Below are 14,005 nucleotides of genomic sequence, written 5' to 3'. Positions count from 1 at the left end.
CGACGTGGGGATTGGCGCAGCTACTCTGGTTCACTGAGCCCATTGAGCGAAAGGATTCGAGCACGCCATGACCGACCGCGAGCAACTCCACCAGAACGGTTATGTCCTGCTCCGACGGGCGATCCCCGGTGAATGGCTGGACGGGCTGCGCGCCACGTTCGACGCGTGCGTGAAGCCCTCGGACCAATGGCCCGTGCCTCGTGGCTGGGACTGGCGACATTCGCTGCTCGATGACGATCCGACGGTCCTGGCCGTGTGCCGTCTGCCGTCGGTGCTGGCGGCGGCGGGGGCGTTGATCGCCGAGCGGTTCTTCCTGTCGCAGGTGGAGGGGCGCGAACCGCTGGCCGGCGGCGGCCATCAGGTGCTGCACCGCGACCTCTCGGAACAGAGGCCGGGCGACCGGGTGAACGCGTTGGCCTTCCTGGATGACTACGGGCAGGAGAACGGGGCGACCCGGATCGTCCCCGGCAGCCACCGGCCCGAACCTGGCGAGGCGCCGTTCGACTTCAGCGACGAGTCGCGATCCGTGCAGCTGTGCGGCAGCGCCGGCGACATTTTGGTGTTCGATGCCGACCTGGTGCACGCCGGCAGCCTGAACGTTGTCGGCGGACGTCGTCGCACGCTGTTGATCGGCTATTGCGCCGACGTCCTTTACGCGTCCCACCTCGCCACGGCGCAATTGCGCAATGTCCGCATGGACACGTCGCAGCGGTTCGATCCTTCGCAAGTTGAGGCGCGAGGCTGTTCGGCCTGATTCACCCCTCAACCCAAGGATCGGGCCGGTGGCGCAGGCTCGCTGCTTGACCGGCCGCGATCCCGGCCAGAACGCTTGAGCAGAAGCAGTGAAGCGCCTGCCGCCACCACGGTGACAGCCGCCAGCATCCGCGTCAGCGTGGCGAATCCTTCCTTGTAGGCCACCAGCAGCAGCGCCCGCAGCGGGCCTTCGGCCTGGCCCAGGTCGCCCATCACCAGTCGTTGTGCCCATTCATTGCGCAGGTCGGCCGGCAACTGATGCGCCAAGTTGCCGTCGACCAGCGCTGTGAGCACCGCCAGCGTGGCCGCCAGCGCGATGCCTTCCCCGGCGACGCGGGTGGTGTTGAAAATCCCGGCGGCCATTCCTGCCTGCTCGACGGGGACGACGCTCAGCGCCAGTCCATCCATCAGGCCCCACGGCAACCCGGTGCCGGTGCCGATCACCAGCAGGCACAGGCTCAGGGACACGGGGTCGCGCAAGTCCAGCTGACCGAGGAAGAGCAGGCCGGCGGCCGCCAGCAGGAACCCTCCTGCGCATAGGGTGCCGGCACCGACCCGGCGGTTCAGCTGCGCTGCCAGCAGCGGCACCGCCAGCATCGGTGCCGACAACGCCAACAGGATCAGACCGCTGTGCAGGGGCGTGGCCCCCTCCACACCGATCAGCCGCAAGGGCAGCAGCACAATCAGCACGATGTAGCAGTAGCAGGTGCCGACCGGCAGGATCTGCACACCGACGAAGCGGGGCTGCCTGAACAGGCGAAGATTGAGCATGGGGTTCTTCCCTTGCAGCTCCACCGCCACGAACACCGCCAGGCAGATCACCGCGCCCGCCAGCGCGCTCAGGACCGGCAGCGAATGCCAACCGCTGCGGGGGCCGAGGATGATGGCGCCGGTGAGCAGCGTGAGCATGCCCGAGAAACTGATGACGCCCGGCACATCGAGCGTGCCCGCATTGGGGTTGGCGCTTTCGCGCATGCAAGTCGCCGCGGCGACGAGTGATACGCCGGCCAGCGAGGCGGTGACTGTGAAGATCGAGCGCCAGCCGAACTGCTCGACCAGCGCACCGCACAGCAAAGGGCCGAACGTCAGGCCAACGCCGAACGTGGTGCCGAGCAGGCTGAACGCCCGGACTCTGGCGTAGCCTTCGAATGCCTGGGCCAGTGCCGCAGAGCCGCTGGCCAGGGCGGCCGCTGCCGCGACACCCTGCAGCGCCCGCAGCGCATCCAGCGCCACGATGCCGGTGGCATTGGCCAGCAAGGCGCTCACCGCCACGAACAACGACAGCCCTGAGGTGAACAGGCGCTTGCGCCCGTAACGGTCGGCCAGGACGCCGGCGGCCATCAGCAGGCTGCCGAAGCTGAGCATGAAGGCGTTGGTGATCCAGGCCAAGGCAGCGGGCGCGGCGTTGTATTCCCGGCCGATGGCGGGGGTGGCGACCGCGCCTGCGGTGAAGCTCAACGGCAGCACCAGGGCGGCCAGGCAAATGGCCGCGAGCACGCACAAACGCTCTTTTCGGGTCGGACGATCCATTGCGTATTCCCTCCTTTCTATAGCAATGTGTCCGACTCAATCTATCGATGCGGCAATGGCTGATAAAGAGGCTGTGATTCCGCTGATAACGGACAAAAAGGATGCAATGACATGGAAAGCCTCAACGGCATGCTGTCATTCGTGAAGACCGCCGAATCGCTGAGCTTCGTCGCCGCCGCGCGCTCGCTGGGCCTGTCGGCCTCGGCGGTGGGCAAGAACGTGGCGAGGCTCGAGGCCTCCCTCAACGTGCGCCTGTTTCAGCGCAGCACCCGCAAGGTCAGCCTCACTGCAGAAGGCGAGCTGTTCTACGAGCGCTGCCGGAAAATCCTCGACGACCTGCAAGACGCGCAAGCGATGCTGTCGCACGCGGTGCAGGCGCCGCGCGGCCGTTTGCGGGTCAGCCTGCCCACCATCGGTTACCGGTTTCTGCTGCCGGCGTTGCCGGCGTTTCGCAAGGCCTATCCGGAGATCGAGCTGGAGCTGGACTTCAACGACCGCCTGGTGGACCTGATCGAAGAGGGTTTCGACGTGGTGATCCGCAGCGGAGGATTGGCGGACTCCACCCTGATGGCGCGCAGGCTGGGGCCCTTCCGCTTTCTGCTGTGCGCCGCCCCCGGGTATCTCGACCGCAAGGGCAGGCCCCTGGCCCTGAGCGACCTGGAGTCCCACGAGTGCCTGCGCTACCGCTTCGCGACCACCGGCAAGATCATGGACTGGACCTTGAGCGCCGCACCCGAGATCACTGCGCTGCGCCTGACCCCGACCCTCATCCTGAACAACATGGAGGCCATGTTCACCGCCGCGGTGGACGGCCACGGCATTGCCTGCATGCCGGACTTCCTGGCCGGTGAAGCGTTGGCCTCGGGGGCGCTGGAAACGGTGCTGGACGAGCATATGCAGGATCAGGGGCAGTTCTGGGCCCTGTGGCCGTCGAGCCGGCACCTGTCGCCGAAGATCCGCGTGTTTGTCGACTTCATGGCCGAGCGCCTGTTCGTCTCCGGAGCCAGCGCCTGAACGGACTCAGCGCAGGCTCCACGACACCCCGACGTACATCGCCATTCCTTCGCCCGGCGTGGAGCGCGCCACGTCCAGCCCCTTGTCGTCGTAACCCGGCGTGACGGTGGCGGCGTAGCGCTTGTCGGTCAGGTTGCGCAGGTCCAGCCAGGTCTGCCAGTCGCCCTTGGGCGCGTTGTAGCCCACGGTGGCGCCGAAGATCGCGTAAGGGTCGGCGTAATAGCTGTTGGCGTAGTCCACGGCGACCTTCGACGCCCACTGGGTGTTGACGCCGGCGAAGAAGCCCTGCGGCCAGTCGTAGCGCAGCTCGCCCTGGTAGAAGTGCATGGGCAGGCCCGGCAGGCGGTTGTCGCCGAAACGGTCGTCGTCGCGGTAGTGGAAATCGCTGAAGGTGTAGCTCTGGCGCAGGCTCAACCGGCCACCGTCGGCGGCCGTCCACAGGTCGCTCAGCAGGCCGGCTTCGACCCCTTGGTGCACGGTGGGGCTGGCGTTGAGTTCGTAAGGGGTGGTGGCGTTGGCGTCCGGCAGCACCGACAGCAGTTCGTGGCGCACCTGGGCGTAGTACCAGGCCAAGCTCCACTGGCCGATGGCGGCGTCGCCCCGGCCGCCCAGTTCCAGGGTGGTGGCGGTCTGGTTTTGCAGTTTGACCGGGTCACGCTGGGCGCCGGTGGCCACGCCGCTGCCGGCGGGGAAGCGCACGTTGGAGCTGTAGATCAGCGACCACGGGTGTGGTGCCTCGACCGAACGGCTGAGGTTGCCGAACAGTTGCAGGTCCGGCGTCAGTTGGTAGCGCAGGCCGATGCGCGGGGCGTAGTCCCAGTCGCCGAGGCTGGTCTTGCCGCCGCCGTCGGGGTAGGTCACGGCGCTTTCGCGGCGGGTGTAGATGGCGGCCAGGCCGGTGGTCAGCCACAGGTCGTCGGCGATCTCCAGGTCGTTGCCGGCGTGCAGCACGGTGTCCGAGCCCTGGTAGGTGAAGTCGCGGATGTGGGTGCCCGGGGCATAGCCGGCGGTGTTGCCGGTGGGGATGCGCACCAGCTCGGTGGCACCGGCGTTGGGCAGGTGCTTGGTCACCCTCAGGCCCACGTTGCTGCGGCTTTCCAGGCCCCAGAGGGTGTCGCGGCGCTTGTAGTCCAGGGTGCCGCTGACGTCGGTGTAAGCCACCTTCAGGCGGTTGGGGCCTTCGCGCAGGTCCATCGGGTAGTCGTGGTAGGCCAGGCCGGTCTGCAGGCTCGAATCGTCGTCGATGTACCAGGTGGTCTTGTTGCCGAAGAACGTGCTGCCGGGCTCGTCGCGGCTGTCGTTGCGGGTCACGTAGGCCGGGTTGGCGGCGCGCGGGTCGTGCTCGATGGAATGCTTGGTCACCCGCCCGGCGAGGTCGTTGTCGGTCTCGCGGTGACGCAGGTAGAAGCGGGTTTCCAGGTTCGGGTTGAATCGGTAGCCGACGTTGGCGATGACGCCCTGGCTCTTGCTGGCGGTGTGATCCTGATAGCCGTCGGACTGCGCGCCGGTCACCGCCATGTAGTAGTCGAGGTTGCCCAGCACCTGCCCGGAACTGACCTGGCGCTGGATGTAGCCATGGCTGCCCATGGCGTAGCGCACCTGCAGCAGCGGCGAGTCGTAGCCGGTATGGCTGACGTAATCGATGGCGCCGCCCAGCGCCAGGGCCCCCCGGTCGAAGCCGTTGGCGCCGCGCAGCACGTCCACATGATCGAGCCACAGCGGCTCCAGCAATTCATAGGGCGTGCCGCCGGGGCCGGTCAGCGGCAGGCCGTCGAGCATCGCGTACAGCCCCGAGGCATGGGCCCCCGGCGCGCGGTTGATGCCGGAGCCGCGGATCGACACCTTGACCCCTTCGTTGCCTGAAGACTGGGCGTAGATCCCCGGCTGATAGGCGAGCACGTCCTGGTTGCTGGCCACCCGGCCCTGCAACGGGCGACGCGCATCGATGACGTTGGTGCCGCCGGGCACCTCGGCCAGCCGGGCCTTGGCGTCCTCCACGGATTGGTCCTCGCCGCTGCGGTCTTCGGCCCCGATCACCACCTGGCCCAGTTCCATTCCCTCGGCGTCGGCCATGGCCGGACAGACGAGGGCCAGGCCCAGCAAAGCGGTGGGCAGGGATTTGGGCGAGGGCATCGGGGCAACTCCAGGCAGGACGAACGGGCAGGGAACAGTGCGACGTCCTTAAGAACGAAGGAAACACATGGGGATTTTGCTTTTTCGGTCAGACAGAGGCGGCGCTCAGTCCTTGCACTCGGCCAGCACCACCTGGCAGGTGTCCGGCGTGCCGCCGGAGCGGCCGGCATAACGCATGCAGTTGGCCATGGATTTCTGCCGGGCCATGCTCAGGGTGTCGCCCCAGGCCAGGCCGCCTTCGCCCAGCGTGGGCAGGGCCTTGGCGTAGCAGTTGGAGCCGGTCTGGGCGGAGACGGCGGCGTAGCGGACGTTGGCCTTTTTGTCGGAGCAGCCGGCAGCCAGCGCGAACGTGACGGCGAGCAGGGTCAGCAGGGTGGCGGTGTTCATGGTCGGCCGGCTCCTGGGGCAAGAGGCTGACGGCGTCCATGCGGGGGGTAGGTTCAGTGAGCATAGTGGCTGTCGCGCCGGACCGTGGATCCGTTCGACGGGATTCTGTACAACGTCAGTTTCACAGCCCACCGTGCAGGGAGCAGCCCTTGGATCTCAAATTCAGCCACATCGATGTGCTCGTCGCCGACCTCGACGAAGCCTGCCGCTATTACGCCAAGGTCTTCAACGCCCGCATCTCCAAGACCCTCGACTGGCAGCGCGGCGGCCTGCACGTGCGTTATGCGGTCGTGCGGTTCGGCAGCGAGCGCCTGATGCTGGTGCAGCCGTTCGCCGGCAACCTCAAGGACCTGATGGACGCCAAGGGCGAGGGCACGATCTACCGCCATTGCTATTCCACGCCGGACATCGAGGCGGCCTACGACGAACTGGTCGCCAGCGGCGTGCAGCCGGAGGACGAGAACGGCCGGCCGTTGACCCGCGACAACCTCCAGTCGCCGAGCGGGACGCGGATCCTCTGGCTGCCGAAACGCTTCGGGCAGTTTTCGATTGAGTTGCTGGAGGAGAGGGAACTGGAGGCGTTCATCGAGCAGGCGTTCGCCGAGCCGTGAGGGAAGGCCGGGCATGAAAAAGCCGGAGCTCCCTTTCAGGAGGCTCCGGCTTCGGTCACATCACGCTCCGCCTTGCTTTTTCACCAATGTTTCGACGATGTTCGGCGGCGCTTCGGCGTACTTGGAGAACTCCATCGAGTAGCTCGCACGCCCCTGGGACATCGAGCGCACGTCCGTCGCATAACCGAACATCTCGCCCAGCGGCACCTCGGCGCGGATGATCTTGCCGGACACCGAGTCTTCCATGCCCTGGATCAGGCCGCGGCGCCGGTTCAGGTCGCCCATCACGTCACCCATGTAGTCCTCGGGGGTGACCACCTCCACCTTCATGATCGGCTCCAGCACCACGCCGCCGCCTTTCTGGGCCAGTTGCTTGGTGGCCATGGAGGCCGCGACCTTGAACGCCATCTCGTTGGAGTCGACGTCGTGGTACGAGCCGTCGAACACGGTGGCCTTCAGGCCGATCAGCGGATAGCCGGCGACCACGCCGTTCTTCATCTGTTCCTCGATGCCTTTCTGGATCGCCGGGATGTACTCCTTCGGCACCACGCCGCCGACCACCTCGTTGGTGAACGCCAGGCCTTCGGTGATGTTGCCTTTCTCATCCACGTCCGGCTGCGAGAAGCGGATCCAGCAGTGACCGAACTGACCCCGGCCGCCGGACTGGCGGACGAACTTGCCTTCGATCTCGACGTTGTTCTTGGTGATCTTCTCGCGGTACGACACCTGCGGCTTGCCGATGTTGGCCTCGACGTTGAACTCGCGCTTCATGCGGTCGACGAGGATGTCCAGGTGCAGCTCGCCCATGCCGGAGATGATCGTCTGGCCGGTCTCTTCGTCGGTCTTGACGCGGAACGACGGGTCTTCCTGGGCCAGCTTGCCGAGGGCGATGCCCATCTTTTCCTGGTCCTGCTTGGTCTTCGGCTCCACGGCCACCGAAATCACCGGTTCAGGGAAGTCCATGCGCTCGAGGATGATCGGCTTGTCGATGTCGCACAGGGTGTCCCCGGTGGTGACGTCCTTCATGCCGATCAGCGCGGCGATGTCGCCGGCGCGCACTTCCTTGATCTCGTCGCGCTGGTTGGCGTGCATCTGCACCATCCGCCCCACGCGCTCTTTCTTGCCCTTGACCGAGTTGATCACCGAGTCGCCCGAACTCAAGAAGCCCGAGTAGACCCGCACGAACGTCAGCGTGCCCACGAACGGGTCGGTGGCGATCTTGAACGCCAGCGCCGAGAACGGTTCGTCGTCGTCCGCGTGGCGTTCGTCGATGATCTCGTTGTCATCGGTGCTGTCCGGGTGATGGCCCTTGATCGACGGAATCTCGATGGGCGCCGGCAGATAGTCGATCACCGCGTCGAGCACCAGCGGAACGCCCTTGTTCTTGAACGACGAGCCGCACACCGCCGGCACGATTTCGCTGGCCAGGGTGCGCGCACGCAGGCCGGCCTTGATCTCCTCGGGGGACAGGTCGCCTTCGTCCAGGTACTTGTTCATCAGCTCTTCGTTGGCTTCGGCGGCGGCCTCGACCATGTTGTTGCGCCACTCGTTGGCCAGCGCCAGCATATCGGCCGGAATCTCTTCCTCGCGGTAGGTGGTGCCCTTGTCGTCATCGTTCCAGTAGATGGCCTTCATCTTGATCAGGTCGATCTGGCCCTGGAAGTTCTCTTCCGCGCCGATGGCCAGCTGCACCGGCACCGGGGTGTGGCCCAGGCGGTTCTTGATCTGGGCGACGACGCGCAGGAAGTCCGCGCCGGCGCGGTCCATCTTGTTCACGTAGACCACACGCGGCACGTGGTACTTGTTGGCCTGACGCCACACGGTCTCGGATTGCGGCTCGACGCCGGAGGTGCCGCAGAACACCACGACCGCGCCGTCGAGCACCCGCAGCGAACGCTCCACTTCAATGGTGAAGTCCACGTGGCCGGGGGTGTCGATGATGTTGACGCGGTAGTTGTCGTATTGGCCGCGCGAACCTTTCCAGAACGTGGTCACGGCGGCGGACGTGATGGTGATGCCGCGTTCCTGTTCCTGCACCATCCAGTCGGTGGTGGCGGCACCGTCGTGCACCTCACCCATCTTGTGGCTCAGACCCGTGTAGAACAGGATCCGCTCTGTGGTGGTGGTCTTGCCCGCGTCAACGTGGGCGACGATGCCCAGGTTGCGGTAGCGGTTGATGGGGGTCGTGCGTGCCATGGTGTTCTCCTCGAAACAGTGTTCATGGGATACCGGTTGCTCGATCTTAGAAGCTCGACGAGCAAGCAACCACCCCCAGATGGAGGGTCTCGGAACAAATTGCAAGGGGCCCTCGCTCATTGGCTGGTATAGATCCGGAATGGACGGCTGCCAACACCGGCAAAGAAAAAAAGGCCTGCCCGACGGGCACACCGGGCGGGCCTGACCGGCGGTCGGCCGGACGGACTGTGCAAGGGCCGCGATCAGCCCATCGGCAGCTCCCGGTAGAGCAGCGAAGCGGCCAGCACCAGCATGATCACCCCGGATACCCGGCCGATCAGCCGCGCCGCCTCGGGCCGTGCCCGCAACGTGCGTTCCGCGCCGAAGCCCACCAGCGTGTAAATGACCGCGCAACTGGCGGTGTAGACCAGGCCCAGCGCCAGCAACTGCGCAGGAATGCCCCAGTTGGCCTGGGCGGAGGTCCACGGCGGCAGGAACGCGACGAAGAACAGCAGGCCCTTGGGATTGAGGCCGCTGACCAGGGTGCCTTTGAAGAACCAATCCATCCCGCCCAGCGCGCGGGTCGCATCGTCAGCCTTGAGCGGCGCCGGCGCACTGCGCAGCATGCCGACCCCCAGCCAGCACAGGTACAGGGCGCCGGCGATGGACAGGGCCATCAACAGACTGGGGTTGGCCGTCACCAGCACGCCCAAACCGGCGGCCACCACCACGGTCAGCACGGTGTAGCCGGTCAGCAGCCCGAGCACGGCGGGAATGACGCCCTGGCCGCGCACGCCGGCGGAAATCGCATAGGCCCAGTCGGCGCCGGGCACGATCACGAACACCAGGGCGAAGGCCCAGAAACCGAGCAGGGTCGAGGCGCTCATCGGCGTGCACCGTGTCGGCAGGGGTTGAAGGGGGCGGAGCGTCGGCCCGCCGCAACAAAAGAATCGAACATCGTTGAACACCGCTGAAAGGTCGCAAGGGAAGGGCTCACGCGTGCAGCGACAGGCCTTTGATGGCCTTGTCCACGGCCTTTTTCGAGCCGCGCAGTGCGATCCCGACCAGGTCCAGGTTGCCCGGATCCTGCGCCCGGAACACCTCGCGGTTGGCTTCGTCGAAACCGGTGGAGAACATGGGGAACACGTAGGGCAACAGAGTGAGCTCGCGCTCAAGGCCGATGCGGTGGGCCTTCTGCAGGCCGGCCAGATCCCCCTCGAACACCAGCATCGGCTGGCCGGCCATGTTGCCGTAGCGGTGGCCGTTGGCGTCGATGTAGGGCTCGCCCAGGATGTCGGGTGCGGCCGAGGCGATGCCGGTGGCGAGAAACGCCACGACGTTCATCCGCTGCCAGGCGGCCAGGTCGTTGCGCACGATGAAGGCGATTTTGGTATCGAACATGAGTGGAAGGCTCCGTCAGTCTGGAGCCTGCATCATGGAAGGCGGGCGGTTTCCCGGTCTGTAAGGTTTGTGCACTGGCGCTGATAGCCGGCCGGGGTGAGCCGGTAGGCGCGGCGGAACCACAACCCCAGGTGGCTTTGGTCGGCGAAGCCGACGGCGGCGGCCACATCCACCGGCGCCTGACCGCTGGCCAGGAGAATGCGCGCAGCCCGCAGGCGCAGCCGCACGAGGTAGGCGTGGGGCGTCTGGCCGAAGGCGCGCTTGAACTGGCGGGTGAGGCGGAAGCGGTCGATCCCCGAGTGCATCGCCAGTTCATCCAGGCCGATGTCGTCGGACAGGTGGGCGTGCAGGTATTCCCGGGCCCGCTGCATTTCGAAGTCGGCGTCGGCCTTGCCGGAGGGCGTCGGCCGGTAGATGTGCTTGGCCAGCATGCCGATCAGGTGATCCAGGCCTTGGTCCCGGGCCAATCGGCCTTCTTCGTTGTGGATGGCCAGGAACGCCTGCTGGATCGAGGCGCTGAGCCGCGAGTCGTCGGCCAGGGTGCTGCGGAACGCCGCTTCCAGCGCCGACGCATCGCCCAGGCCGAGGCGGTCGGTCATGCCGGCGACCCACGTCTGCGGCAGGTACAGCATCGCGTAGGTGAAGCCTTCCGGCTCCGGCGCATGGCCGTCATGCACCGCGCCCGGCTCGATCAGGATCGAACGCCCCGGCGTGCTGGTGTGCAGCGAACGGTGGCAACTGAAGCGCTGCACGCCTTGCTGGGTGACGCCCACCAGCATCTCGTCGTGGTCATGGGGCTCGTAGGCATGGCCCTGAAAGTGCGCATGCACGCTTTCGATGCCGGTGTCCCGGTCGCGACGGATGTGGATCCAGTCGTTGGCGGTCGGGTCGTGGGAGGAGGTCATCGCGAAACTGCCTGGTTGCCGGACGCTCCACCTTGATGAGAATCCGGCGAGGTTGCAAGTCCGTTGCGCGCGCAGGCAGGCATTTTGCGGATCCGGTCGCTAATGCGACGACACATAGATCGACGGCGATGCGGGCGCCGGCAGCGCATACGTCGCTTTCATCCATTCGATCTCGGCCAGCGGCGTCCTGCCGAAGAAACGCTTGAACTCGCGGCTGAACTGCGAGGCGCTTTCGTAGCCGACGGCGAAGGCCGCCGCCGACGCGGTCATGGTGTGGCGCAGCATCAGCAGCCGCGCCTGATGCAGGCGCGTGGACTTGAGGTACTGCATGGGCGAGGCGTCCGTGACGTTGCGAAAGTGCAGGTGGAAGTTGGGCACGCTCATGCTCGCTTCCCGGGCGAGCTGCTCGACGTCCAGGCGCTGCGGGTAGCAGGCGTGGATCATGCGGATCGCACGGGTCACCTTGCCGAAATGCCCTTGCCGATCGAGCGCTGCGCGCATCGAGCCGCCTTGGGCGCCGGTGAGGATGCGGTAGTAGATCTCCCGCATCAGCGACGGCCCCAGGATCAGCGCTTCGCCCGGCACGCTCATGGCCTCCAGGAAACGCAGCGTCGAGGCGCGCAGCGAGTCGTCCATCGGCGAGGCGTACATGCCTTTGGGCGGCGACTGGCTCGGGCCGTGCACCTCGTCCACCTGCTGCATCAGCTCGCTGGCCAGGCGCAGGTCCAGGCGCATGTAGACCGCCAGCATCGGTTCCTCTTCGCTGGCGTCGGTCTCCATGGTGAAGGGCACCGGCACGGACACGACCAGGTAGTGGCTGGCGTCGTAGACATACACCTCGTCGCCCAGATACCCGCGCTTGCGCCCCTGGCACAGGATCACGATGCCGGGGTCGTACAGCACCGGCGTGCGGGTCAGCGGCCGGTTCGAGCGCAGGAAGCGCACGTCATCCAGCGCGCTGAGGTTGTAGCCCTCCACCGGGGCGAGCTTCTCCATGAGCCGCACCATGCGCCGGGTGTCTGCATCGTGCGGGTTCATGGGCGCACCTTCTGCCGTGGGGTCAATGGTCGGTGGAGCGGGTCAGGGCTTCCCATCGGTCGATCTCGTCGGCGGTGCGCTTGAGCTTGTCGCGCACCAGGTTCAGGGCGTCGCTGCCCAGCAGCAGGTGGGCCGGCGGCGCCGGGTCGGCGATGACCTGCAGCATCGCCTGCGCGGCTTTCTGCGGGTCGCCGAGCTGCTTGCCGCTCTTGGCTTCGCGGGCCTTGCGGATCGGGTCGAAGCTGGCGTCGTAGTCGGCGATGCTGCGCGGGGTGCGCCGCATCGAGCGGCCGGCCCAGTCGGTGCGGAACGAGCCGGGCGCCACGGCGGTGACGAAGATGCCGAACGGGCGCAGCTCCTGGCTCAGGGTATCGGAGATGCCTTCGAGCGCAAACTTGCTGGCGCAGTAATAGGCGATGCCGGGCATCGTGATCGTGCCGCCCATGGAGGTGATGTTGAGGACGTGCCCGGCGCGGCGTTGGCGGAAGTAGGGCAGGAACGCCTTGGTCACCGCCACCGCACCGAACACGTTGACGTCGAACTGACGGCGCATCTCCTCCAGCGGCGCCTCCTCGAAGACGCCTTCGTGGCCGTAGCCGGCGTTGTTGACCAGCACATCGACCGGGCCAAGGGCAGCTTCGGTTTCGGCGACGACGGCGTCGATCCGGTCGAAGTCGGTGACATCCAGGATCACGCCATGGGCATTGCCCGGCGACAGGGCCTCGAAGGCCTGCAAGTCCGCCTCGCGGCGCACGGTGCCGATGACGCGATGGCCGGCGGCGAGCGCTTCCTTGGCCAGGGCATGGCCGAAGCCGCTGCTGGCGCCGGTGATGAAGAGGGTTTTGGTGGCTGGCATGGTCGGGCTCCGGTGTGTTGGCGTGGAGCCCATGGTAGGGAATCAGGCCAGGTCAACCTATGCCGGTTCGTCTTTGAGGGTTGCCTATTCCTATCAGGGGTTGACCCCGGCAGGGTTGGAATAGGCACCTGGCCAGGCTCTTAGGCGCTAGAGATTGCCTTCGGCGATTTTGGCGTCCGGCGCGATCTTCGCCGTGCGCTCGATGATGATCGAGTCGTTCGGGATCTCCAGCCGGGTCGCCGTGTCGGGGGTGCGCATTTCGATGAGCGTGGTGTTGCCGACGCCCCTGAAGATCACGGTGGCCTTTTCGAAGGTCTTGAAGTTGTCGATCTTGGACTCCTTCGGGTTCGGCAGCAGGTTGGCGTAGGGGGCCTTCACGAGGATGGTCGCGTGGTCGATGCGGATCTTTGCGAAGCTCATGGCCAACTGCAACAGATCGGATGTCACGCCGCCCATCAGAATGGGGACGACCAGAATGATGCCCGCCAGGATGGCCCTGGATTTCCTGAGGTGGTGCAAGTCGAGTGAAGGCTTGTTGTCCTGCGGGGCGGGTTCGGGCTGCGGTTCGGCCTGGAGCTTGGCCTGCCGCATTTTCTCGTTCTGCTCCACGAGCGCCGAATACATGATGCATTGGAACACCGGCAGCACGATCAAGGGCAGGTGATCGACAAGGCTCCGTCGCGCCAGGAAATAGATGATGGCCAGTCCGCAGATCCCGAAGAACACCGCCGGGAAACCGATCTTCTGCTGCGTGACGGGCGAAGCGATCTTCTGTTCCCTGAATCTGTTCACGACCCGGACGGCCAGCTTCACGGCGGGCGCGAGGATCGGCGAAAGCAGAATCCCGACGGCAGTGATCGAGACCGAGAAGTACAGGCAGACGATGCCGAAAGAAAACGCCGACACCAGAAACAGCAATCCATCGCCCAGGGAGACGCCTTGCGGGTAGTGCCCGTTCATCAGCAGGTATCCCACGATGGAGCCGCCACCCACCAGAAGCCCCACTTTTGCCGAAAGCGAGAGCAACTTCATGGCGGTGTCGATTTGTCTTCCAAGATCCGTAGATGCGTCCTTCATCATGGGTTTCCTGAGGTGTGAACCTGAACGATCCGTCTGTAGGTGAAGCGTAGCGGATTGTGGGCGGCTCGATGCCTCTCGACGGTGACGCCCGGCCAACGCCGTTCATCTCGCGGTTTGACCGG

The 14,005-nt window shown here is 66.1% G+C and carries 13 protein-coding genes; 3 read left to right on the top strand and 10 right to left on the bottom strand.

The features are described from left to right. Nucleotides 1-67 precede the first annotated feature (67 nt). Nucleotides 68-754 carry a phytanoyl-CoA dioxygenase family protein gene (locus ACIP0B_RS01165; RefSeq protein WP_400829094.1) on the top strand — a complete coding sequence of 229 codons (687 nt, stop codon included), beginning with the start codon at nucleotides 68-70 and terminating at the stop codon, nucleotides 752-754. 8 nt (nucleotides 755-762) lie between these two features. Here ACIP0B_RS01165 and ACIP0B_RS01160 read toward each other — a convergent pair whose 3' ends face one another. Continuing rightward, nucleotides 763-2,283, bottom strand: a complete 1,521-nt coding sequence (locus ACIP0B_RS01160; protein WP_400829092.1) for an MFS transporter — start codon at nucleotides 2,281-2,283, stop codon at nucleotides 763-765. A gap of 111 nt (nucleotides 2,284-2,394) precedes the next feature. On the opposite strand from ACIP0B_RS01160, the gene ACIP0B_RS01155 reads away from it, so the two are divergent. Beyond that, entirely contained in the window at nucleotides 2,395-3,297 is a 903-nt protein-coding gene (locus ACIP0B_RS01155) for a LysR substrate-binding domain-containing protein (RefSeq protein ID WP_400829090.1), read from the top strand. Nucleotides 3,298-3,303: 6 nt separating this feature from the next. On the opposite strand, the gene ACIP0B_RS01150 is transcribed toward ACIP0B_RS01155, so the two are convergent. Both ACIP0B_RS01150 and ACIP0B_RS01145 read right to left on the bottom strand, forming a co-directional pair. Then, nucleotides 3,304-5,430, bottom strand: a complete 2,127-nt coding sequence (locus ACIP0B_RS01150; protein WP_400829088.1) for a TonB-dependent receptor family protein — start codon at nucleotides 5,428-5,430, stop codon at nucleotides 3,304-3,306. A 105-nt stretch (nucleotides 5,431-5,535) separates the two neighbouring features. Next, nucleotides 5,536-5,817: a hypothetical protein gene (locus ACIP0B_RS01145; RefSeq protein WP_400829086.1), complete on the bottom strand. Its 282-nt coding sequence runs from the start codon at nucleotides 5,815-5,817 to the stop codon at nucleotides 5,536-5,538. 149 nt (nucleotides 5,818-5,966) lie between these two features. Here ACIP0B_RS01145 and ACIP0B_RS01140 point away from each other — a divergent pair, with 149 nt between their 5' ends. Next, nucleotides 5,967-6,428: a VOC family protein gene (locus ACIP0B_RS01140; protein WP_217892104.1), complete on the top strand. Its 462-nt coding sequence runs from the start codon at nucleotides 5,967-5,969 to the stop codon at nucleotides 6,426-6,428. Between the two features lie 60 nt (nucleotides 6,429-6,488). On the opposite strand, the gene fusA is transcribed toward ACIP0B_RS01140, so the two are convergent. From fusA to ACIP0B_RS01105, 7 genes are all read right to left on the bottom strand, one after another. Further along, nucleotides 6,489-8,624 (bottom strand): elongation factor G, encoded by a 2,136-nt coding sequence (gene fusA / locus ACIP0B_RS01135; RefSeq protein ID WP_400829084.1) that lies wholly within the window; start codon nucleotides 8,622-8,624, stop codon nucleotides 6,489-6,491. 242 nt (nucleotides 8,625-8,866) lie between these two features. Next, nucleotides 8,867-9,490, bottom strand: a complete 624-nt coding sequence (locus ACIP0B_RS01130) for a LysE family translocator (protein ID WP_400829082.1) — start codon at nucleotides 9,488-9,490, stop codon at nucleotides 8,867-8,869. A gap of 106 nt (nucleotides 9,491-9,596) precedes the next feature. Further along, on the bottom strand, nucleotides 9,597-10,004 hold the full coding sequence (locus ACIP0B_RS01125; RefSeq protein WP_400829080.1) for a DUF2000 family protein: 408 nt from the start codon (nucleotides 10,002-10,004) through the stop codon (nucleotides 9,597-9,599). Between the two features lie 32 nt (nucleotides 10,005-10,036). Further along, nucleotides 10,037-10,909 (bottom strand): AraC family ligand binding domain-containing protein, encoded by an 873-nt coding sequence (locus tag ACIP0B_RS01120; protein WP_400829078.1) that lies wholly within the window; start codon nucleotides 10,907-10,909, stop codon nucleotides 10,037-10,039. 99 nt (nucleotides 10,910-11,008) lie between these two features. Beyond that, nucleotides 11,009-11,947, bottom strand: a complete 939-nt coding sequence (locus ACIP0B_RS01115; RefSeq protein ID WP_400829076.1) for an AraC family transcriptional regulator N-terminal domain-containing protein — start codon at nucleotides 11,945-11,947, stop codon at nucleotides 11,009-11,011. 22 nt (nucleotides 11,948-11,969) lie between these two features. Next, the gene (locus ACIP0B_RS01110) at nucleotides 11,970-12,803 is read right to left on the bottom strand and encodes an oxidoreductase (RefSeq protein ID WP_400829074.1); all 834 of its coding nucleotides are present in this window, start codon (nucleotides 12,801-12,803) and stop codon (nucleotides 11,970-11,972) included. A gap of 147 nt (nucleotides 12,804-12,950) precedes the next feature. Then, entirely contained in the window at nucleotides 12,951-13,883 is a 933-nt protein-coding gene (locus ACIP0B_RS01105) for a hypothetical protein (protein ID WP_400829072.1), read from the bottom strand. Nucleotides 13,884-14,005 lie beyond the last annotated feature (122 nt).

Source organism: Pseudomonas sp. NPDC089534, assembly GCF_044749305.1.
GTDB classification, from domain to species: Bacteria; Pseudomonadota; Gammaproteobacteria; order Pseudomonadales; family Pseudomonadaceae; genus Aquipseudomonas; species Aquipseudomonas ekonensis.
Note: the sequence above shows the minus strand (reverse complement) of the source record. Positions and strands in the feature narration are given on the sequence as shown.

Excerpts from the sequence above, each read along its gene's own strand:
- ACIP0B_RS01165 (WP_400829094.1), top strand. The coding sequence starts at position 68 with ATGACCGACCGCGAGCAACTCCACCAGAACGGTTATGTCCTGCTCCGA.
- ACIP0B_RS01160 (WP_400829092.1), bottom strand. The coding sequence starts at position 2,283 with ATGGATCGTCCGACCCGAAAAGAGCGTTTGTGCGTGCTCGCGGCCATT.
- ACIP0B_RS01155 (WP_400829090.1), top strand. The coding sequence starts at position 2,395 with ATGGAAAGCCTCAACGGCATGCTGTCATTCGTGAAGACCGCCGAATCG.
- ACIP0B_RS01150 (WP_400829088.1), bottom strand. The coding sequence starts at position 5,430 with ATGCCCTCGCCCAAATCCCTGCCCACCGCTTTGCTGGGCCTGGCCCTC.
- ACIP0B_RS01145 (WP_400829086.1), bottom strand. The coding sequence starts at position 5,817 with ATGAACACCGCCACCCTGCTGACCCTGCTCGCCGTCACGTTCGCGCTG.
- fusA (WP_400829084.1), bottom strand. The coding sequence starts at position 8,624 with ATGGCACGCACGACCCCCATCAACCGCTACCGCAACCTGGGCATCGTC.
- ACIP0B_RS01130 (WP_400829082.1), bottom strand. The coding sequence starts at position 9,490 with ATGAGCGCCTCGACCCTGCTCGGTTTCTGGGCCTTCGCCCTGGTGTTC.
- ACIP0B_RS01125 (WP_400829080.1), bottom strand. The coding sequence starts at position 10,004 with ATGTTCGATACCAAAATCGCCTTCATCGTGCGCAACGACCTGGCCGCC.
- ACIP0B_RS01120 (WP_400829078.1), bottom strand. The coding sequence starts at position 10,909 with ATGACCTCCTCCCACGACCCGACCGCCAACGACTGGATCCACATCCGT.
- ACIP0B_RS01115 (WP_400829076.1), bottom strand. The coding sequence starts at position 11,947 with ATGAACCCGCACGATGCAGACACCCGGCGCATGGTGCGGCTCATGGAG.
- ACIP0B_RS01110 (WP_400829074.1), bottom strand. The coding sequence starts at position 12,803 with ATGCCAGCCACCAAAACCCTCTTCATCACCGGCGCCAGCAGCGGCTTC.
- ACIP0B_RS01105 (WP_400829072.1), bottom strand. The coding sequence starts at position 13,883 with ATGATGAAGGACGCATCTACGGATCTTGGAAGACAAATCGACACCGCC.